The 20,418-nt window shown below is 64.5% G+C and carries 19 protein-coding genes and 1 pseudogene; 9 read left to right on the top strand and 11 right to left on the bottom strand.

The genetic code is table 11. The annotated features are described in order from the left end of the window. Nucleotides 1–40: 40 nt before the first annotated feature. Complete coding sequence (locus EI171_RS46445) at nucleotides 41–166, bottom strand: hypothetical protein (RefSeq protein ID WP_256380426.1); 126 nt, start codon at nucleotides 164–166, stop codon at nucleotides 41–43. A 95-nt stretch (nucleotides 167–261) separates the two neighbouring features. Beyond that, complete coding sequence (locus tag EI171_RS17060; protein ID WP_011088802.1) at nucleotides 262–975, bottom strand: helix-turn-helix domain-containing protein; 714 nt, start codon at nucleotides 973–975, stop codon at nucleotides 262–264. A gap of 158 nt (nucleotides 976–1,133) precedes the next feature. Between EI171_RS17060 and EI171_RS17055 the strand changes: the two genes are divergently transcribed. Then, nucleotides 1,134–1,451 (top strand): cytochrome c, encoded by a 318-nt coding sequence (locus EI171_RS17055; RefSeq protein ID WP_011088803.1) that lies wholly within the window; start codon nucleotides 1,134–1,136, stop codon nucleotides 1,449–1,451. A 6-nt stretch (nucleotides 1,452–1,457) separates the two neighbouring features. Here EI171_RS17055 and EI171_RS17050 read toward each other — a convergent pair whose 3' ends face one another. From EI171_RS17050 to EI171_RS17040, 3 genes are read right to left on the bottom strand one after another with little or no spacing between them, the layout of a single operon-like run. Next, complete coding sequence (locus EI171_RS17050; protein ID WP_161534100.1) at nucleotides 1,458–2,561, bottom strand: ABC-type transport auxiliary lipoprotein family protein; 1,104 nt, start codon at nucleotides 2,559–2,561, stop codon at nucleotides 1,458–1,460. A 3-nt stretch (nucleotides 2,562–2,564) separates the two neighbouring features. Next, nucleotides 2,565–3,344 carry an ABC transporter ATP-binding protein gene (locus tag EI171_RS17045; RefSeq protein ID WP_038966693.1) on the bottom strand — a complete coding sequence of 260 codons (780 nt, stop codon included), beginning with the start codon at nucleotides 3,342–3,344 and terminating at the stop codon, nucleotides 2,565–2,567. Nucleotides 3,345–3,346: 2 nt separating this feature from the next. Then, nucleotides 3,347–4,483 carry an ABC transporter permease gene (locus tag EI171_RS17040; protein ID WP_011088806.1) on the bottom strand — a complete coding sequence of 379 codons (1,137 nt, stop codon included), beginning with the start codon at nucleotides 4,481–4,483 and terminating at the stop codon, nucleotides 3,347–3,349. A 174-nt stretch (nucleotides 4,484–4,657) separates the two neighbouring features. On the opposite strand from EI171_RS17040, the gene EI171_RS17035 reads away from it, so the two are divergent. Next, the gene (locus EI171_RS17035; protein WP_011088807.1) at nucleotides 4,658–4,933 is read left to right on the top strand and encodes a hypothetical protein; all 276 of its coding nucleotides are present in this window, start codon (nucleotides 4,658–4,660) and stop codon (nucleotides 4,931–4,933) included. Next, the gene (locus EI171_RS17030) at nucleotides 4,934–5,422 is read left to right on the top strand and encodes a phage holin family protein (RefSeq protein ID WP_161534098.1); all 489 of its coding nucleotides are present in this window, start codon (nucleotides 4,934–4,936) and stop codon (nucleotides 5,420–5,422) included. 110 nt (nucleotides 5,423–5,532) lie between these two features. Here the strand turns inward: EI171_RS17030 and EI171_RS17025 are convergent, their stop codons facing one another. Both EI171_RS17025 and EI171_RS17020 read right to left on the bottom strand, forming a co-directional pair. Next, a complete protein-coding gene (locus EI171_RS17025) occupies nucleotides 5,533–8,226 on the bottom strand; it encodes a bifunctional acetate--CoA ligase family protein/GNAT family N-acetyltransferase (RefSeq protein ID WP_161534096.1) in 2,694 nt (897 codons plus the stop codon). A 70-nt stretch (nucleotides 8,227–8,296) separates the two neighbouring features. Beyond that, on the bottom strand, nucleotides 8,297–9,136 hold the full coding sequence (locus EI171_RS17020; protein ID WP_028174472.1) for a universal stress protein: 840 nt from the start codon (nucleotides 9,134–9,136) through the stop codon (nucleotides 8,297–8,299). A 195-nt stretch (nucleotides 9,137–9,331) separates the two neighbouring features. Here EI171_RS17020 and EI171_RS17015 point away from each other — a divergent pair, with 195 nt between their 5' ends. Genes EI171_RS17015 through EI171_RS17005 form a run of 3 tightly spaced genes read left to right on the top strand, consistent with a single transcriptional unit; the run spans nucleotide 9,332 to nucleotide 12,862 of the window. Continuing rightward, nucleotides 9,332–10,315 (top strand): zinc-dependent alcohol dehydrogenase family protein, encoded by a 984-nt coding sequence (locus tag EI171_RS17015; protein WP_161534094.1) that lies wholly within the window; start codon nucleotides 9,332–9,334, stop codon nucleotides 10,313–10,315. A gap of 24 nt (nucleotides 10,316–10,339) precedes the next feature. Beyond that, nucleotides 10,340–11,872, top strand: coding sequence for a bifunctional aminoglycoside phosphotransferase/ATP-binding protein (locus EI171_RS17010; RefSeq protein WP_161534091.1), 1,533 nt, complete (start codon nucleotides 10,340–10,342; stop codon nucleotides 11,870–11,872). A gap of 15 nt (nucleotides 11,873–11,887) precedes the next feature. Beyond that, on the top strand, nucleotides 11,888–12,862 hold the full coding sequence (locus EI171_RS17005) for a CHAD domain-containing protein (RefSeq protein WP_011088813.1): 975 nt from the start codon (nucleotides 11,888–11,890) through the stop codon (nucleotides 12,860–12,862). Here EI171_RS17005 and EI171_RS17000 read toward each other — a convergent pair. Next, nucleotides 12,859–14,700 (bottom strand): alpha/beta hydrolase, encoded by a 1,842-nt coding sequence (locus EI171_RS17000; protein ID WP_161534090.1) that lies wholly within the window; start codon nucleotides 14,698–14,700, stop codon nucleotides 12,859–12,861. The genes EI171_RS17005 and EI171_RS17000 overlap by 4 nt on opposite strands. 210 nt (nucleotides 14,701–14,910) lie before the next feature. Here EI171_RS17000 and EI171_RS16995 point away from each other — a divergent pair, with 210 nt between their 5' ends. After that, complete coding sequence (locus EI171_RS16995) at nucleotides 14,911–15,639, top strand: CBS domain-containing protein (protein ID WP_060912623.1); 729 nt, start codon at nucleotides 14,911–14,913, stop codon at nucleotides 15,637–15,639. 28 nt (nucleotides 15,640–15,667) lie between these two features. Here EI171_RS16995 and EI171_RS16990 read toward each other — a convergent pair whose 3' ends face one another. From EI171_RS16990 to EI171_RS16980, 3 genes and pseudogenes are all read right to left on the bottom strand, one after another. After that, nucleotides 15,668–16,126 carry a RidA family protein gene (locus EI171_RS16990; RefSeq protein WP_011088816.1) on the bottom strand — a complete coding sequence of 153 codons (459 nt, stop codon included), beginning with the start codon at nucleotides 16,124–16,126 and terminating at the stop codon, nucleotides 15,668–15,670. Between the two features lie 22 nt (nucleotides 16,127–16,148). Continuing rightward, nucleotides 16,149–17,839: pseudogene (locus tag EI171_RS16985) on the bottom strand (benzoate-CoA ligase family protein). Between the two features lie 149 nt (nucleotides 17,840–17,988). Further along, the gene (locus tag EI171_RS16980; protein WP_011088818.1) at nucleotides 17,989–18,480 is read right to left on the bottom strand and encodes a MarR family winged helix-turn-helix transcriptional regulator; all 492 of its coding nucleotides are present in this window, start codon (nucleotides 18,478–18,480) and stop codon (nucleotides 17,989–17,991) included. Between the two features lie 279 nt (nucleotides 18,481–18,759). Between EI171_RS16980 and EI171_RS16975 the strand changes: the two genes are divergently transcribed. Beyond that, nucleotides 18,760–19,935 carry an ABC transporter substrate-binding protein gene (locus tag EI171_RS16975; protein WP_161534089.1) on the top strand — a complete coding sequence of 392 codons (1,176 nt, stop codon included), beginning with the start codon at nucleotides 18,760–18,762 and terminating at the stop codon, nucleotides 19,933–19,935. Between the two features lie 27 nt (nucleotides 19,936–19,962). Then, on the top strand, nucleotides 19,963–20,418 hold the full coding sequence (locus EI171_RS16970) for a cupin domain-containing protein (protein WP_011088820.1): 456 nt from the start codon (nucleotides 19,963–19,965) through the stop codon (nucleotides 20,416–20,418).

The raw sequence follows: 20,418 nt of genomic DNA, 5'->3' as shown, positions 1-20,418 counted from the left end.
CGGCGCTTAGCGCGTCAGAGGAGGCTTACGATCAGGGGCTTCAGCGCTTGGAATCGGGGTCGAGCCGGCCCGCGCTGGTTTGTCGGTCCGCCCATGCCAGAGCTGCGGCGAAAGTGACGAAGATCGCCACGACGACAATGGTCATCAGCAACGCGTCAATAGGCATCGTGCTCCTCCCGGGTGTTTGAGGGGCATTATTTGCGGCCGGCGCCCACCGTCATTGATCGGGATCAAAAATCCGAGAGCATCGTGAAAAGCCTGTCAGGCCGCGGCCAAGGCCTCGACGCGAGCCGGGTCGAGCAGGCTGATACCGCCATGAATGATGGCGATCGCTCCGTGGCGTTCAAGCTTGGTAAAGGTGCGACTGACGGTCTCGATGGTCAGGCCGAGATAATCGGCGATGTCCTGCCGGCTCATCGGAAGTGGAACCGTGTCGGACGCCCCCTTGAGCGCGAGCAGCCGCTCGCGCCAGCCAAGCAGAAAAGCCGCAACCTTCTCGTCCGCCGAGCGGCGGCCGAGCAAGACCATATGGTCGCGTGCCTGGCTCAACTCGCGAATGGCCAGCTCGTTGATCCGCCTGAGCAGTTGCGGCCGCTCCTCGATGAAACGCCCGAAGGGCGCCTTCGCGAACTGGCACACGGTCACCGCGCCGATTGCATCGGCGGAAAAATTATGGCGGCCGGACAGATTCATCCCCAGGAAATCGCCGGGCAAGGCGAAGCCGACGATTTGCCGCCGGCCGTCGGGGAGCAGCTTGTACAGCCGCATAACGCCTTCGAGAACGTTGTAGAACGAGGTCGTGATGTCCTCCTCGGAGAACACGGTCTCGCCTGAGGAAAAATGGACACGGCGTCCGAGATGCTCGAATTCCCTGAGCTCGGCCGCATCCAGCGACGAACAAACCGCCGATGTGCGTATGGCACAATCGCTGCAGAAATGCCCGTTTGGTTCAATCATGACCACGGAAGGCTTCATCCACCGCTCCTAGCGTCGGTCCAGCTCCGCCCCCCGGCCGAGTCCGCCATACGCATCCGCATTTTACTGCACCCTCACAAACGCGGTTGACCCAGATCAATTCTGGCGGGTCTCCTCTCTCTATTCTGCGCCGAGAGTTCGACGGGATCCCGCCTTCCATGCTTCACCATGCGCTCCGCCAGGGCCTGATTGGCCTCTTTCTGATCACGCCTGCGCTGGCGGCACCGACCGCCGAACAACGCGGAAAGGCCTTTGCACGGGCCAATTGCGCGCGCTGCCACGCGATCGACCGCGTCTCCGAGAGCCCGCTCAAGATCGCCCCGCCGCTCCGCACGCTGCACCGGAATTATCCGATCGCGACCCTTGGCGAGGCGCTGGCCGAAGGCATCTACACGGGCCACGCCGACATGCCCGCCTTCGAGCTCAGTCCGGACCAGATCCACGACCTCCTGTCCTACCTCAAGACGCTGGAATAGGCGGCCTCACACCGCCAGCACCGTCCAGCCGATCAGTTCCTTGGCGATGCGGGCGAAAGCCGCGTCGAACGCTGCGACCGCAGCGGCCGGTTCGACCTTGTCGAGCTTCTCGCTGGTCTCGACGAGGCGGGACGCGACCACCTTGCCGTTCTTGTCGACGATCCGCGCCGATAGTCCGATCTCGACCCTTGTCTCGCCGTCCGTGGCAATCCGGAAGCGTCTGATGTCGATCAGCAGTTGGTAGTCCGCCTGCCCGAGATCGCTCGTGCGCAACGGCGCATGGGCGATGTCGTAGTTCTCGAAGCTGTCGATCAGCCGCGCCTGCACCAGCTTTGGAATGCTGTCGGCCCAGAGGAAATCGGCAAAGCCTGGATTATCCCCGACCGGCGCAAACAGCATGCGCTGGGTCTGGAGCATCGCGACCGCGGTCGGCTCGGGAATGGCCAGCGACGCAGAAAGCGTCTTGGCGGCCGGTCCGAGGTTCTGCGGCGTGCGCAGGTCATAGGTGATCTTCTGCGCCGGCGCGCCGCCGCCGGTCATCTTCTCGAGACCCGCCAGGATGCCGTCGAGCTTGCCGGTGTTGCGCGCGAGCCCGTCGGAGAACGTCTTGAAATTCGCGATGGTGTCCTTCAGCGGGCCGGAATTGTCCTCCAGCACCGAATCCACCCGTCGCAGCGCATCGCGCGCCGCCTGCGTCATGCTCTGGCCGGCGCCGGCCTCGGCGATCAAGGTCAGGGGCTCGCCGGATTTGGTGACGATCATGCCGCCCTCCAGTGTCACCACCGGCACGCCGGTCAGCCCCTGGAAATCGAGCCCGACCCTGGTGTCGGCGCGCACCGGCGTGGCGGAGGCAACCGAAATCGTCGCATTGACGAAGCGCGGATTGTCCGGCGCGAGCCCCAGCTGGGCCACCTCGCCGACGCGGATGCCGTTGAACAACACGCCGGCGCCAACCAGGAGCCCCGGTACCGGTCCCTGGAATTGCACGTGGTAGTTCGTGCGCGGTCCGATGCCGCCGGTGTTGTTCAGCCAATAGATGAAGCCGAACACCGCGAGGATCGCGGCCAGCACGAAGGTGCCGATCAGCACGTAGGGAGCGCGGGTTTCCATGTCTCATCTCATCTCGTGTTGCAGCATCTGCGAGCGCTTGCCGTGGAAATAGGCGCGCACCCAGGGATGCTCGGATTGCAGCAGGTCGCGCATCGGGCCAATCGCAACGATCTTGCCGTCGGCGAGCGCGGCCACGCGGTCGCAGACCGTGGTGAGGCTGGCAAGATCATGGGTGACCATGAACACGGTCAGTCCCAGGGTCTTTTGCAGCGTCTTGATCAGCGCGTCGAAATCGCCGGCGGCGATCGGATCGAGGCCGGAGGTGGGCTCGTCCAGGAACAGGATCGGCGGATCGAGCGCGAGCGCGCGCGCCAGCGCCACGCGCTTGGTCATGCCGCCGGACAGCTCCGCCGGATATTTGTCGGCGTCCTGCGCCCGCAGCCCGACCATTTCGAGCTTGGCGATCGCGATCTCGTCCATCAGCTCCTGCGACAGGACGAGATTTTCGCGCAGCGGAAACTGGACGTTCTGGCGGACCGTCAGCGAGGAGAACAGCGCGCCCTGCTGGAAGAGGATGCCCCATGTCGCGGCCGCGCCTCGCGTGCCGCGGTCCTGCGTGCCGCCAATCTCGTGCCCCATGACCTCAATGGTACCGCTTCGGCGCGGGATGAGGCCGATGATGGTTCGCATCAACACTGACTTGCCGCCGCCGGACGCCCCTACCAGCCCGAGGATCTCGCCCTTGCGGACGTCGAGCGAGAGATGGTCGAGCACCGTCTGGCGGCCGAAGCCGACCACGAGGTCGCGGACGCGGATCGCGAACTGTTCCTGCGGTTCGCCCATCGTCACATCCCGATCGAGGCAAAGAAGATTGCGAACAGGCCGTCGAGCACGATCACCAGGAAGATCGACTTGACCACCGACGTCGTCGTCTGCCGCCCCAGCGACTCGGCACTGCCCTTGACGCGCAAGCCCTCGCTACAGGCGACAATCCCGATCACCAGCGCCATGAACGGCGCCTTCAGGATGCCCACCTCGAAATGGGTGACGGAAATGGCCTCATGCAGCCGTGCGATGTAGATCGCCGGCCCCATGTCGCCGTAGAACTGCGCGACCAGGCCGCCGCCATAGAGCGCGGCAATCGATCCGATGAAGGCGAGAATCGGCAGTGCGATGACCAGCGCCGCAACACGCGGCAGGATCAGGACGCCGACGGGATCGAGCCCCATCGTCGACAGCGCGTCGATCTCCTCGCGCATCTTCATCGAACCGAGCTCGGCGGTGTAGGCGCTCCCCGACCTGCCGGCGACCATGATGGCGACGATCAGAACGCCAAGCTCGCGCAGCACGAGGATGCCCACCATATCGACGGTATAGGACTCAGCACCGAACCTGCGGAAATGGAAGAATCCCTGCTGGGCGATAATGGCGCCGATCAGGAAGGTGATCAGCGCGACGATGGGAATCGCCTGCCATCCGATGCGGTAGAGCTGGTAGACCAGCGACGTCAGCCGCAGCGACCGCGGCCGGCGCAGCACACCGAAAATGGCCATGAACAATGCGCCGAGCATTTGCAGGAAGATCGTAATGTCTTCCCGCGCGCCGACCGTGGACTTGCCGAGATCGCCGAGCCTGAGCAGAAGCGGATTTGGCGCAGCTGCCGGCGCCGGCGTGTGGCGGTTAACCTCACGCACCTCGTCCATCAGGCCGCTGAAATGATCGGCGACGCCGACGAATTCGGCCGATCTGCCTGACGTTGCGGCCCTGCGCGACAGCTTCTCCAGGACCCAGGCGCCGAGCGTATCCAGCGCGCTGACCCCCGACATGTCCAGCGTCACGGCCCTGGATCGATCGACATCCGCGCCGACCGAGCGGGACAGAGTTTCGAGCATCGCCACATTCGCCGCGGTCCAGGACCCTTGCGGGCGCAATTTCAGCCCGTCGCCAGACGGCGTTGCCAGCAACAGCGGTTCGGAGTTCACGCTTCCACCTCATCGGGACAATCGGTCCCCATTCAGCCGCCACTTCTAGGCCAGCGTGTGGCGGGCGGTTTGACCTGTCTCAAGGGCAGGCCCCTGCCCACCCCTTGACGCAAATCAAGCGCGGTCACGCCGGCGGGTCTTAGGTTCGCTCCATTCAATGGAGACATCAAATCCATGTTCGACAGCGACAGGATGAGCGAAGAACTGCGGACGTTGAAGGTGGACGTCACCCGCCTGCTGAGCACGGCCGGCGAGGAAATGTTCGAGAGTTCGAAGGACCGCGCCGAGGCTCTGGCCGATCAGATCAAGGCCGCGCTTGCCGAGCTCGGCGAAACCGTCAGCGACGAGCAGGAGCAGCTTCAGGGCCTCATCGCGGAGCGCCCGATGACGTCGCTCGCCTCCGCCTTCGCGCTCGGCGTCGTCGTCGGCTTCATGCTGAGGAGACACTAGGTGAATACCGAGAACGTCGTCAAACATCTGCGCGTGCTGTGGCGGACCGACAGGATCATCGCAGACATCAGGCTGCGCCATCTGCTGGTCGGCCTCGGCCTGCGCGCCTTTGCGGCATTGATCGCGGCATTCGGGCTCCTGATGCTGGAGCTGTCGGCCTATTTCGCGCTGGTCCAGATCTGGAGCGCCATTGCGGCAGCGGCCATCCTCGGCGCCGTCAATTTTGCTATCGCGGCGGTCCTCTTCGTCATCGCCGGGCGGGCTCCGCCCGGCCGCGACATCGAGCTCGCCAATGAAATTCATGGCGCATCCATCGAGGCCCTTCAGCTCGAGGCGCGCGCGCTCCAGGCCCAGGTGTCGGGCGCGGTGCATCATCCGCTGAGCACGATCGTGCCGGTGCTGGTGCCGCTGATCGCGATCATCGTCAAGAGCCTGCGGAAAACGACCAAGGAGACTGCCGCTGCAACGTCGGCCGAAGCGCGCTCCTGAAGCGCGATGAGATTGGGATGAATCGTCATCGTGCTTTGGGTTGTTGTTTGAGCATGATCTTTTCGGAAAACCGACACGCACTTTTCCGGATCATGCTTTAGCCGGCGCGCTCAGAGCTTCAGCCGGACGTCGCAGATATCAGGCTCGGTCGGATCCGGCTTGACCTCGAAACCGAGCTGCCGGCACATTTCGAGCATCACGGTGTTCTCCTGAAGCACGTCGCCCGATATGGCCTTCAGCCCTTCGGATCTCGCATAGTCGATGATCAGTTGCATCAGGGCCCATCCAAGCCCCCTGCCCTTGAGATCGGACCGCAGCAGGATCGCGTATTCACCGCTCTCGTAGATCGAGTCCGAATGGAGCCGGACCACGCCGACCATCTCGCCGGTAGCCTCATCGAATGCGATGAAAGCCATCGCGCGCGCGTAGTCGAGCTGGGTCAGGCGCGCGATGAATTCGTGGGTGAACTCCTTCATCGGCGCGAAGAAGCGCAGGCGGAGGTCGTGAGGCGTCACATGACGCAGGAACTCGTGGATGGTCGGCTCGTCGTCAGGGCGCAACGGCCGCGCGAAGATGCGCCAATCGTCCTTGAGCTTGAGGCGGCGCTCCCACTGCGAGGGATAGGCGCGAACGGCGAAATTGGCGGGGCCTGAGCCGGCAAACTTCCGCTGCGACGGCCCCACCGCGACACGGGCGTCGACTGCCGTCACACCGGTCTCGTCCGCGAGCAGCGGGTTGATGTCGAATTCGCGGATCTCAGGGATATCGGCCGCCATCTGGGCGAGCTTGACCAGCACCCTGGCGACGGCGTCCTGCTTGACGGCCGGCACGTCCCGGTAGGCGCGCAGCAGCCGCGAGACCCGCGTGCGGTCGATCAGGTCGCGGGCGAGTTGCACATCGAGCGGCGGCAGCGCCAGCGCCCTGTCATTGATGATCTCCACCGCCGTTCCGCCCCGGCCGAAGACGACGACGGTGCCGAACGTGGGATCGTCGGCAAGACCGAGGATCAGCTCGCGCGCCTTCGCCTTGACGACCATCGCCTGGACGATGACGCCGCCGATACGGGCCTCGGGCCGCAGCTTCCTTGCCCGGGCGAGAATATCGGAGGCAGCCGCACGCACCGCCTCCGGCGTCGTCAGATTGAGCACGACGCCGCCGACATCTGATTTGTGCACAATGTCGCGCGACATGATCTTCAGCACGACGGTGGCACCTTGCGCGAACATCTCGTTCGCGTACGCCACGGCCTGCTCGACGTCGGCCGCGGCATAGGTCGGCACCATCGCGATGTCGTAGGCTTCGAGTAGGTGCTTGATCTCGACAGGCTCGAGCCATTTGCGGTCATCGGCGATGGCTGCGGCTACGATCTGCCTGGCCGCCCGGGCGTCAGGCACGAACGTGTCGGGCATTGCAGGGGGAACCTGGCTCAGTTCCTCGACCACTTCGCGGTGCCGGACCAGATGCATGAAGCCGCGCACCGCATCGTCCTCGGTCGGATAGTTCGGAATGCCCCCGCCGGAGAGCGTCTGAATGATCGCTTGATCGGCCCCGACCCAGGCGGCAAGCACCGGCTTTGCCCAACTGCGGTGCTTCTCGCGATATTTGCCGACGAGCTCCGTCACGGTCCTCGCGATGTCGGAAGCCGAGGCGATCGCCGTCTGCACGTTGAGGACGAGAACTGCGTCATTGTCGGCGTCGGCGAGCAGCACCTCGAGCGCCGCCGCGTAGCGCGCTGCATCGGCATCGCCCACGATGTCGACGGGATTTGCGCCGGACCAGGTCGGCGGCAGCGCGTCATCGAGTTTCTTGCGGGCATCCGCCGAGATGGACGCGGGAATTCCGCCAAGCTCGACCAGTCGATCGACGGCGAGGACACCGATGCCGCCGCCATTGGTCAGAATGGCGAGGCGCTTTCCGGTCGGCGATTCGACGCGGCCGAGCGTCTCGGCGCAGTCGAACAGCTCGCGCAGATCGGAGACCCGCAGGATACCCGCGCGGCGGAACGCCGCATCATAGACGGCGTCGGCACCCGCAAGCGCGCCGGTGTGGGTCGCTGCCGCCTTCGCACCCTGCGCCATGCGGCCGGACTTCACCACGACAACCGGCTTCACACGCGCCGCGGCGCGTGCCGCCGACATGAATTTACGCGCGTCCTTGATGGCCTCGATATAGAGCAGGATCGCACGGGTCTTGTGATCCATCGCGAAATAGTCGAGCAGGTCGGCAATATCGACGTCGATCTGGTCGCCGATCGAGACGATGCCGGAGAAGCCGACGCCGCGCTGCGCGGCCCAGTCCACCATGCCGGCGGCGATCGCGCCGGATTGCGAAATCAGCGCGAGATTTCCAGCTCCCGGCATGTGCGCGGCAAAACTGGCATTGAGGCTCACGCCGGGCATCATGATGCCGAGGCAGTTCGGCCCGATCAGCCGCATGCCGTATTTGCGAGCCGCGGCGATCACGGCCTCTTGCAGCGATCCCGGCCCATGGCCGAGTCCGGCCGTGACGATCAGTGCGCCCGCCGAGCCGCGCCGTCCGGCCTGGTCGATGATGCCGGGAACCTCCCGGGCCGGCGCGGTGATGACCACGAGCTCGGGCACGAATGCCAGCCTGTCGAGGCTCGCCACTGCGGCAACGCCGCTGATCTCGGCATGACGCGGATTGACGAGGCCGAACTGTCCCGTGAATTCAGCCTTGCGAATGTTCTCCAGAACGGCGCGCCCCACGGAAACCGGACGGGCGCTCGCCCCGACAAGCGCAACCGAACGCGGCGACAGCAGGTTCTTCAGGCGATAGGTGGACATGAAAGCAAATGCGCCCCGTCGGTGGTGGTTCCGATGGTTGAAAGATCAGGCCGGCAAGCTGGCGGCGAGCCTAGTGGGAGATCATAACCCAGCACGGTGGCTGGCCAATGACAGTCTTTGTCACACCACCCCAGACGATCTCGTTCAGGCGCGAATGATGATAGGCGCCCATCACGATCGCATCGATGGCATTGGAATTTGCCCAACTTCCGAGCACCTTGCCGATCGAGCTGCCGCCGCCTTTCGCCGTCTCGAACGAGGCCTGGACACCGTGCTCGCTCAAATGATCGACGAGGGCGGTCCCGGATTGCACGATCGCGTCGGTCTTGTCGTCGGCCACGGTCACCACGCGGACCGAGGCCGCAGCCTGAAGGATCGGCAGCGCGTCACCGACCGCCCGCGCCGCGCGCGCGGAGTGATCCCAAGCGATCATGACTTTCTCGAATTCCGGTCGCAGCACGTCCACATGCTGCTCCGGGCAGAGCAGCAGCGGCCGCCCGGATTCAAACAGGATCGTCTCGATGATGTGCTCCGTTCGGCTGTCGTGCGACTTCACGGGAACCAGCGTGAGATCGCTGAAACGCGCCTGTTCGGCCAGTATCGACGCAATCTGGTCCGCCGGCACCTTGCCCGACCGGCTTTGGGTCCGAACGTTGGCGCGAGCCGCTGCATCAGTGAAGGCATTCAGAAGATGCTGCACATCGTCCGCTCCAAGGGGCCCCTTTGCCACGGCGGCATCGGGATCATCGGGGAGCAGCACCATCGGCCGCACGAAAACGTCTTCCTCGAGCGCGAGCGCGGTGATCCTGGCGCCGAGGTCGGCGGCGACTGCCACGCATTTCTCGATCGCAGCAACAGCCGGTCCGCGCGGCTGGCCGACAAGCGGCAGAAAAACGTCCTTCAGGGGCATCGGGGTTCTCCTTGGCCACCAGAATAGGCCGGCTTTCGTCAACACCATTGATCCTCATCAAGCCTTTTTGATCCTCAACAAGCCTTGGGGAACCGTCCAGACGGGCAAAGGCGGGCATTGAGGGAAGTCAAGGACTGCCCCCGCGCTGTCATTCTATGGATAGTTCGATCGGAGCGGTTCGCCCCGGAGAGACTGATGCGTGCGATGGTGTTGGCTGCCCCGCGAGCACGGCTGCGGATGGAGGAGCGCCCCGATCCAATCCCTGGCGAAGGTCAGATCCGGGTGAGAGTCAGCGCCTGCGGCGTCTGCCGGACCGATCTTCACGTCGTCGACGCCGAATTGCCCGACATCCGCTACCCGATCGTACCTGGCCATGAAATCGTCGGCCGCATCGATCTCGTCGGCCCCAATGTCGCAACGCACGCGCGGGGTGACCGGGTCGGCATTCCCTGGCTCGGGTTCACCTGCGGAAACTGCCGGTTTTGCCGGGAGGGCATGGAGAACCTCTGCGACCGCCCGCTCTTCACCGGTTATACAAGGGACGGCGGCTATGCAACGCACGTGGTCGCCGATGCGCGCTATGCCTTTCCGCTGGGCGAGGCCGGCGACGACGTGGCTCTCGCCCCTCTGCTGTGTGCAGGCCTGATCGGCTGGCGTTCGCTGGTCCTCGCCGGCCAGGCTGAGAGGCTGGGCATCTACGGCTTCGGCGCCGCCGGCCATATCGTCGCGCAAGTCGCGGTCTGGCAGGGGCGCTCTGTCCACGCGTTTACACGGCGCGGCGATCTGGCCGCGCAGGACCTCGCCCGCCGGCTCGGCGCCGTCTGGGCGGGCGCCTCGGACGAAATGCCCGACACACCGCTCGACGCCGCCATCATCTATGCTCCCGCCGGCGAGCTCGTGCCGGCCGCGCTGCGCGCCGTTCGCAAGGGTGGCCGCGTGGTCTGCGCCGGCATCCATATGAGCGACATTCCGAGCTTTCCGTACGACCTGCTCTGGCAGGAACGGCAGCTGATCTCCGTTGCCAATCTCACCCGACAGGACGGTCTCGATTTTCTCAGGATCGCTCCGCAGGCAGGCGTGCGCACCGAGACGACCGCATTCCCGCTCGATCAGGCCAACGAAGTTCTGGACATGCTGCGGAATGGACAGATTCTTGGCGCCGCCGTGCTCAGGCCCTGACCTTATCTCGGAATACCAGCTTCGATGACAGACGAAACGGCTGCCCAGGAACGGATCTTCACGGCGCTCTGCGCGCATCCGGGCGTGACACGGATCGATACGCATGCCGCGTCGGTGTTTCTCGACGGTAGCCGCGCGCTGAAGATCAAGCGGTCTGTCCGGTTTCCGTTCCTCGACTATTCGACGCTCGAGAAACGCAAGACGGCCTGCGAGGAGGAGATCAGGATCAACCGGCCGCTGGCGCCGCAGATCTATCACCGCGTCGTGGCGATCACCGAGGAGCCGGACGGATCGCTGCAGGTCGACGGCCGCGGCCGGCCGGTCGAGTATGCGGTCGACATGTCCCGCTTCGACGAAACCCGGACGCTGGATCATCTGGCGAAGGCCGGCCCGCTGGATGCGAACCTCGCTTCGGCTGCCGCTGATGCCATCGTGGCGTCGCACGCGATGGCACCTCGCGCCGACGGCACGGCATGGGTTGCCTCCATCCCCGGCCTCGTCGATGGAAACGGCGACGGCTTGCGGAAGGGCAACCATCTCGAAGCCGAAGAGATCGAGCAACTCGGCGAAGCCTCGTACACGATATTGCAGCGCCTGCGGCCGCTGCTCGAAGAACGCGGCCGTCAGGGATACGTGCGCCGCTGCCACGGCGACCTGCATCTTGCGAATATCGTTGCGATCGACGACCAGCCGGTGCTGTTCGACGCGATCGAGTTCGATGCGAGAATCGCAACTGTCGACGTGCTCTACGACCTCGCGTTCACGCTGATGGACCTGCTGCACCACGATCAACCGCTCGCAGCCAATATCGTCCTGAACCGGTATCTCGCCGCGACGCCGCCCGAAAACCTCGATGCGCTCTCGGTCCTGCCGCTGTTCATGTCCATTCGCGCGGCAATCCGCGCCCAGGTGGCGCTGGCGCGGCTGACGCGGCCCGATGCCGACCGGACAGGAATTCTTCACGAGGCGCGCCGCTACTTCGATCTCGCGAGGGCTCTGATCCACCCGCCCACCCCGCGCCTAATTGCGGTCGGCGGACTATCGGGCACCGGCAAGTCCGCCCTCGCCCGCGCGCTGGCACCCAACGTCGCGCCGCAACCGGGAGCCGTCGTGCTGCGCAGCGACATCATTCGCAAGCAGCTGTTTCAGGTGGAACACACCCACCGGCTGCCGCCGTCCACCTACCGGCCCGAGGTCACGGCACGCGTCTACGAGGTGCTGGTGCAGAGCGCCCGACAGGTGCTGGCGCAGGGCCATTCCGCACTCGTCGATGCCGTCTTTGCAAGCGAGTCCGAACGGGAGCAACTGGCCGCCATGGCCCGCCAATGCAACGTGCCGCTGAGCGGACTATTCCTCGTCGCCGACCTCGCGACCCGTCAGGCGCGCATCGGCGGCCGCCACGGCGATGCCTCCGACGCCACGCAAGAGGTTGCTGCGCAGCAAGAGCACTATAATATCGGCCATGTCGATTGGGCGACCATCGATGCATCCGGGACACAAGAGCAGACGCTCCAGCGCTGCCGGGACGCAATCGCAGGGCAAAATAAGGCAATCTGATTGACGCGGGCAAGGATGTCGCAACCCACCACGAGTTCGACCGCGACCGCGCGCGCCAAGCCGGCGACGCGGCGCAATGCCCTGCCCGGCCGCCTCAGCCCCGGCATGGCCTGCGATACGGCGTTCCGGATCATCGCCCGCCGCCACCTCGGTGCGGTCCTTGCCCAGCACGACGGCACTTGCCGCGGCGATCCCGACGCGCTGCACCAGATCCGCATCGCACTGACGCATCTGCGCACCGCCATCCGCTTCTTCTCGCCCATGGTGGACGACACGCTGCGGCCGAACGTCTGGGCCGAGCTGAAATGGCTCAACAGCCAGCTCGGCCTGGTGCGGGATCTCGACGTGGCGATCGAGCGGGTCGTCGCCGAGAGTGGCGACGAGCTCGCCGTGATCGCCGAGCTCCAGCACTGGGACGAGAAGCGCGCCGAGAGCCACCGCCTGCTCGCGCGCGCGCTGCAATCCGCGCGCTACAAGCGCCTGGTCGAGCAGACCTCGGCGTGGATCGAGAGCGGGCCCTGGTCGACCCGGCGCAGCAAGGAAGCCGTCAGGTTGCGCCGTTGCTCGCTCGCCGACCACGCGACGGCGCGGCTGACCGAGTGGGAAGAGACGCTGCTCAGGAAGGCCAGGAAGCTGCGCAAGCTCGATGTCGAGAAACGACACAGGTTGCGGCTTCTCAACAAGCGGCTGACCTATTCGATCGAGTCGCTCACGGACCTGTTCGATGACGATTCCCTGGCGAAGCAGAAGTCCATCCTCAAGCAATTGCGCAAGGCACAAAGGTCCCTCGGGCAATTGAACGACGATGCGCGCGGGCAAGCGCTGGCAGCGTCGTTGAACGGCGCCGGCCCCGAGGCCGGCATTCGCTTCCTCGACCGCAAGCGGGAAAAGAGGCTGCTGCGAACCGCCTCTACGGCCTATCGGAAACTGGATAAGGCCAAGCCCTTCCGCTCGTCAGACCTTGCTCCGAACGCGGAGCCCAAGGATTAGCTGTGGACGTAGTCTCCCGGCGCGTCGGGCAGACCGTCAGCACCCCCGACACCGATCGACGGTGGATCACAGGGCTCACCTGAGCGCGCCGCCAGCCATTGAGCCCATTCCGGCCACCACGATCCCTCAACACGCGGCGCCAGCTTCAGCCACTCGTCCGGGCCGACATACGGCGCATCCGCGGCCTTGGTCATGACCTGATAGGTGTGCCAGGGCTCGTCAGGAGGCGCGACGACGCCGGCATTATGGCCGCCGTTGGTCAACAGGAAGGTTACGTCGGCATCAGCCTGATAGTGGATCTTGTAGACGGATCGCCACGGCGCCACGTGGTCGGCGAGCGTGCCCACCACGAACATCGGCGCGTGAATGTCGGAGAGCGAGACGCTCCTGCCCTCGACGCGATAGCGGCCTTCGGCCAGATCGTTGTCGAGGAACAGCTTGCGCAAGTACTCCGAGTGCATGCGATAAGGCAGCCGCGTGGCATCGGCGTTCCAGGCCATCAGATCGCTCGGCTGCGAACTCTCGCCCATCAGATAGTCACGCGACAGCCGCGACCAGATCAGCTCGTTGGAGCGCAGCAGCTGGAACGCACCGGCCATCTGTGTCGTGTCGAGATAGCCGCGCTGCCACATCATGTCTTCGAGGAAGGCGACCTGGCTCTCGTTGATGAAGAGCGTCAATTCGCCGGCCTCGGTGAAGTCGGTCTGGCCGGCAAGGAGCGTGATGGTGCCGAGACGGCCATCGCCGTCGCGCGCCATGGCCGCCGCGGCGATCGACAGCAACGTGCCGCCCAGACAGTAGCCGAGCGCATGGGTCTTCCGATCGGGCATGATCCGGCCGATCGTGTCCAGCGCGGCCATCACTCCCAGCTTGCGATAGTCGTCGAAGGCAACATCCCTGTCCTTCGCATCCGGATTGCGCCAGGAGATCGCGAACACGGTGAAGCCTTGACCGGTCAGATACCGGACCAGGGAATTTTGCGGCGACAGATCGAGGATGTAATACTTCATGATCCAGGCCGGCACGATCAGGATCGGCTCGGGTCGCACTTGCGCGGTCGTGGGATGATACTGGATCAGCTCGATCAGATCGTTGCGGTAGACGACCTTGCCGGGCGTAGCTGCCACCGTCTTGCCGACGACGAACTGCTCGTCACCCGCCGGCTTCGAGACAGAGAGCAGCCGCATCAGATCGCTGCACCAGTTCTGCCAACCGAACACAAAATTTTCGCCGCCGCTCTGGAACGCCTTTTCGAGAACCTGCGGATTGGTGGCCGCGAAATTCGACGGCGCCAGCATGTCGAGCATCTGGCGCACCGAGAACTCGACAACGGCTTCGTTTGCATGCGACACGCCACGCACGCCGGTCGTGGCATCGTGCCACCAGCGCTCCGACAGCAGGAACGCCTGCGCAAGCAGATTGAACGGCGCGGTCTCCCATTGCGGGTCCTTGAAGCGACGATCGCGTCCCTGCGGCTCAATCACGGACCACGGCTTTTGCGAGGTCGCGTGCGCGACGGCTTGCAGGAGCATACCGGTATCGCGAAGACCGTTACGGAACATCTGCATCCGGCGCTCCGGCGCCGCGGCAAGATGCGTGCCCCAGTCGAGCCAGGCGAGCGACAAGGCCACAGGCGAAATCCCGCCCGTGAACCGCGCCAGCATCGCATGAAACGCGCGGTCGAAAGGGTACGGCTCCGATGCAGGCAGGGAATTGGCGACGGCCGGCTTCTCAGGGATCCTTTCGGGGATCGTCGCAGGGGCTTCGGCAGCCGAATTGGCGGGGAGAGCCTGTGCCGGCGGCTCTTCGGCCCGTGGAAATACCTTCACGACGCTCATGGCTGAATGATCCTGCGGGCTTCTGGTCTATGTCGGCAGCAGGATATGGCGACGCTTCCGATACGTGTTGAGCTGCATCAAATCCGGGCACGGATCACAATTGCTCAACCAGGGAGAAACGGCCTGGATCGCTTGACCTGCGTCAAACCACACCCCGACGGCCGGGCTAGGTTTTGCGCATTGAAATTCGACAAGCCAGCGGAGTCGTCCATGCGCGCCCATCAGATCATGACCCGGTCGGTCATCTCGGTCACCCCCGATACCAGCATCGTCGAGGCGGCCAACATCATGCTGAAGCGGCACGTCAGCGGCCTCACGGTGGTCGACGACACCGGCAAGCTCGTCGGCGTCGTCTCGGAAGGAGACTTCATCCGCCGCAGCGAGATCGGCACCGGGCGCAAGCGGGGGCGCTGGTTGCGGTTCATCCTCGGTCCGGGCAAATCGGCCAGCGACTTCGTCCACGAGCACGGCCGCAAGGTCTCGGAGGTGATGACCGCCTCGCCCGTGACCATCACCGAGGACACGGCACTCGCGGAGATCGTCGACCTCATGGAACGGAACAACGTGAAGCGCCTGCCGGTGGTACGCGGCGACATGGTCGTCGGGATCGTGTCCCGCGCCAACCTGTTGCAGGCTGTCGCAGGGCTCGCCCGCGAGGTGCCCGATCCGACGGCCGATGACGATCATATTCGCAACCGCATCATCGATACCATGGAGAAGAACGATTGGTGCCCGTTCGGACTCAACGTCATCGTTCGCGACGGCATCGTTCACCTCAGCGGCGTCATCACCGAAGAACGCGCACGGCAGGCCGCGGTCGTCGCGGCGGAGAACGTCGAGGGCGTGAAGAAGGTGCACGACCATTTGTGCTGGGTCGACACCATGTCCGGCGTTTATCTGAACTCGCCCGAGGACGACGACCTCGCCAAAGCGAGCTAACAAGGCAAGCTGAGGAAGCAACCGCGGCTCAGCGGGGAATGACGGCGGTGGCCTCGATCTCGACGCGCGCCGCCTTCTCGACCAGCCGTACCACCTGAAGCAGCGCCATTGCCGGATAGTGCGCACCGAAGATGGCACGGTAGACCTTGCCGAGTTCCTTCAGGTTCGCGAGGTACTCGTCCATGTCGACGACGTACCAGGTCAGGCGCACGAGATGCTCAGGGCGTGCGCCGGCCTCAGTCAGGATCGCGGCAATGTTGCTCAGGGCCTGCTGGACCTGCGCGACAAAGCCGTCCGCGAGACGCTCGTCGGCATCCCAACCGATCACGCCGCCGGTGACGACGATCCTCCCCTCGGCGGCCATGCCGTTGGCGTAGCCTTTCGGCACCGGCCAGCCTGCCGGCTGGAGGATCTGCGCCGCCGAAGGCGTGACCTTCTCATCGGCGGTCGACAGCACCGCGAGCTGCGGGCCTTTCGGCGTTGTCACGGACAAATGCTCCGTCCTTCCCTCATTCTGCCGCAACGCCCGACGACGTCGCCGCAGCCTGAGCCAGTTGCCGCAGGGCAAAACGCTTCAACTTGCCGGTCTCGGTCTTCGGCAATTGCGTCACAAACTCGATCGCGCGCGGGTACTTGTAGGGCGCGATCTCGCGTTTGACATATTCCTGCAACTCGGCCGCAAGTTGGGCATCCGGCGTTACGCCGGGCGCGGCGATGATATAAGCCTTCACGATCATTCCGCGTGCCTCGTCCGGTGCGCCAACCACACCGCACTCGGCGACGGAGGGATGCGTCAGCAGCACCGCCTCGACATCAGTGCCTGCGATGTTGTAGCCGGCCGACACGATCATGTCGTCGGAGCGCGACTGGTACCAGAAATAGCCGTCGTCATCCATCAGGTAGGTGTCGCCGGTGATGTTCCAGCCATTCTGGACGTATTTGGGCTGCCGTTCGTCCGCGAGATAGCGGCACCCGGTCGGACCGCGAACCACGAGGCGGCCCATCGTCCCAGGCGGCACGTCATTGCCGGCGTCGTCGACGATCTTCGCCTCATAACCCGGCACCGGCTTGCCGGTTGCCCCCGGACGGATCTCGTCCTCGGTCGCGCTGATGAAGATGTGCAGCATCTCGGTCGAGCCAATGCCGTCCATCAGCTTGATGCCGGTGGCCTTGAACCAGGCATCGAATGTCGGCTTGGGCAGTGTCTCGCCGGCGGAGACGCACTTGCGAAGCGAAGAAATGTCCCGGCCCGGAAGCTTGCCGATCATGGCGCGATACGCGGTCGGCGCGGTGAAACAGACCGTGTCTTGTACTGCTCGATCGCCGTCAGGATGTCGTCCGGCGTCGTCTTCTCCAGCACGACGAAGGAGGCGCCGATATGCATGGGGAACAGCACGCCGCCGAAGCCGAACGTGAAGGCGAGCGGTGCGGAGCCGACGAAACGATCCCTCTGCTCGGCACGCAAGATGTTGCGCGCGTAGCCGTCGCAGACGGCCAGCATGTCGCGGTGGAAATGCATGGTGCCCTTGGGATCGCCGGTCGTGCCCGACGTGAAGGCGATCAGGCAGACGTCGTCGGAGGCGGTATCGACGGCCTTGAACTCCGGGCTTGCGTCGGCGATCAGCGCCTCGAGCGAGTCGGCCGCGCCGTTGCCCCAATAGATGGCCTGCTTGAGACCGGGCGCTGCAGCTTTCGCCTTCTCCATCTCGTCGGCGAGCTTTCCGTCGCAGAGCGCCAGCGTGATCTCCGCCTTCTGGATCGGATAGGACAGCTCCTTGGCGCGCAGCAGCGGCATCGTCGCGACGCAAATGCCCCCGGCCTTGATCACCGCAAGATAGGTCGCGACCATCATCGGATTGTTGGCAGAGCGCAGCAGCACGCGCCCGCCGGTCACCAGACCAAGCTTGCCGACCAGAACATTGGCGATGCGATTCACGAGCGCTTGCAGCTCGCGATAGCTGTAGCTGACCGCGGGGCTGATGACGCAAGGCGCGTCGCCATGGCCCTCTTCGACCCAGCGATCGAGGAAATAGCCGACGCAGTTCAATCGTGGCGGATATTGCAGCTCAGGCCGTGTGAAGATGAAGTCGGGCCACAGCTCGCGCGGCGGCAGATGTTGCCGTGCGAACGTATCGACATGGGCCGTCGCAGCATTGCCGTCAGACGAGCCCGACATTTGAACCTTGGCGGCGTTGGCCATCGCACGCTCCTTTGCGCATGGAAGCACCCGGCAGCACTAACTGGGAAACATTTTAGGCTTAAAACAATTTGGTGCAATAGTGGATTTTGGGCATCCAGTGCATTTTCCTGCGGCAAGGTGGGATTGGCGGGCGCATCGGCCCGCGGGACCTACGCCCGGCGGCGGCCAGCCGACTTCTGCGCCGACGCCTTGGTCTTGGCGAGGAGCCGCATCAGCTCGCGCACATCCTTCGGCGTCAGGTCGGCGAAGAGATCGGCGATCCAGGTCTCGTGTTCCGCCGCCATCCGGCGAAACTCGGCGCGCCCGAGCTTTGTCAGGCGGATCACCTGGACCCGGCGGTCGGTCTCCGACGTGCGCCGGTCGAGATGGCCGGATTCCACCAGACGTTCGACGAGGCCGGTGACGTTGCCGTTGGAGACCATCATGCGCTTGGAGACATCGGACAGCGTCATGCCATCGGGCGCCTTGTCGAGCTGTGCCATCAGATCGAAACGGGGCAGCGTGACGTCGAACCGCTGCCGCAGGCGGCCGCGGACCTCGCCCTCGATCAGGGTCGTGCAGGTAAGCATACGCAGCCACAGCCGAAGCTCTTCGGCGTGGTCCTCCGGCGTCTCGACGGCCTTGGTCTCGGAATCAAGCATCTGATGCAGTCATTGACGGCAGGCATTGGCGCCAGCACGGATTCCCCAACGTTTTGAGCTTCAAATAAATTGAAGCCGGCCGCAAGTCCAAAGCTGCAGCAATCGACCGCACGTCGATTTCTTTAGGCTTCAAGTAATTGGCGCGCCGCTTGCATGCTCGCTGCCTCGCGAGATGGCGGCGTCTTGAGCTTTGCTTGCCGCGGCAGCCGTCATCGGCATAAGCTTGTATTGGAGTACGCGGCTTGCAGCGCAGGCCTTGATGTCACGGGGGGACAGACCATGAAGACGCAAACGACCTTGGCCGCAGCCGCCTTGCTGCTCGGCACCGCAATGAGCCCCGCCCTCGCCCAGGAGAAGATCAAGCTCGGTGTGATCGTGACCCTGTCGGGACCCGCCGCCGCGCTCGGCCAGCAGGTTCGCGACGGCTTTGCACTCGCGGTGAAGGATCTCGGCAGCAAGATGGGCGGCCGCGATGTCGAGGTCGTGGTGGTCGACGACGAGCTCAAGCCGGACGCAGCGGTGACCAAGGTCAAGGGCCTTCTGGAACGCGACAAGGTCGACTTCGTGGTCGGGCCGATCTTCTCCAACATTCTCCAGGCGATCCACCGCCCCGTGACGGAATCGAAAGTCTTCCTGATCAGCCCCAATGCCGGCCCGTCGACCTTTGCCGGCAAGGATTGCAACCCGTTCTTCTATGTGACCTCGTACCAGAACGATCAGGTTCACGAGATCCTCGGCAAGGTCGCGCAGGATCGCGGCTACAAGCGCATGTACCTGATGGTGCCGAACTATCAGGCCGGCAAGGACTCGGTCGCCGGCTTCAAGCTCGACTACAAGGGCGAGATCGTCGAGGAATCCTACATGCCGTTGAACACGCTGGACTTCCAGCCGGAGCTTTCCAAGATTTCCTCGCAGAAGCCCGATGCGCTCTTCACGTTCATGCCGGGCGGTCTCGGGGTTAATCTCGTGAAGCAGTACAGGCAGGCCGGCCTTGCCGATAGCATTCCGGTGCTCTCGGCTTTCACGGTGGATGAATCGACCCTGCCGGCGCAACAGGACGCGGCCGTCGGCATGTTCGGCGGCGCGAACTGGGCGCCCAATCTCGACAATCCCCAGAACAAGAAGTTCGTCGCGGCCTATGAGGCCGCCTACAACGGCGTGCCCGGCACCTACGCCTTCCAAGCCTATGACGCCGCCATGCTGATCGACAGCGCCATCAAGGGTGTGAAGGGCGACCTCTCCAACAAGGATGCCGTCGCGGCCGCCCTGAAGAAGGCCGACTTCACCTCGCTGCGCGGCGCCTTCAAGTTCAACACCAACGGCTATCCGATCCAGGATTTCTACCTCACCAAGGTTGCCAAGCGCCCTGACGGCAAGTTCCAGACCGAGATCGTCCAGAGGGTCTTTGAGAACTACGGCGACCGCTATGCCAAGGACTGCAAGGCGGCAAACTAAGCCGCATCGCGTTACGGGAGGACTGCAATGAAGAGCGAAATCACCGGCATCACACGGGCCAATGAGGGCATCCAGGGCATTTCCTGGAACATCCTCGGCCAGACCTATGTGCCGAAGAGCTATGCCGAGAACAGCTTCTCCTGGCACGCAACGCTGCCGCCGGGCACATTCGTGCCGCCGCACATTCATCCCGACCAGGATGAGTATCTCTACATGCTGGAGGGCAAGCTCGATTTCATGCTCGGCAATTCGGAGTCACAGGCAACCGCGGGCGACCTGATCCGCCTCGGCATGGGCGTGCCGCACGGCATCTTCAACAAGTCGGAACAGACCGCAAAAGTGCTGTTCTGGGTGGCGCCGAGCCGCAAGCTGTTCGACCTGTTCTGGGGCCTTCACAACATGAAGGAGCAGAAGCCTGAGGACGTGGTGGCGATGGCCGCCGAGTTCAACATCCACTTCCTGCCGCCGCCTCCCGGCGGCTAG

Origin of the sequence: Bradyrhizobium sp. LCT2 (assembly GCF_009931255.1) — a bacterium.
GTDB classification, from domain to species: Bacteria; Pseudomonadota; Alphaproteobacteria; order Rhizobiales; family Xanthobacteraceae; genus Bradyrhizobium; species Bradyrhizobium diazoefficiens.
The sequence above is the reverse complement of the archived record's forward strand: the minus strand, read 5'-3'. Positions and strand labels throughout refer to the sequence as shown.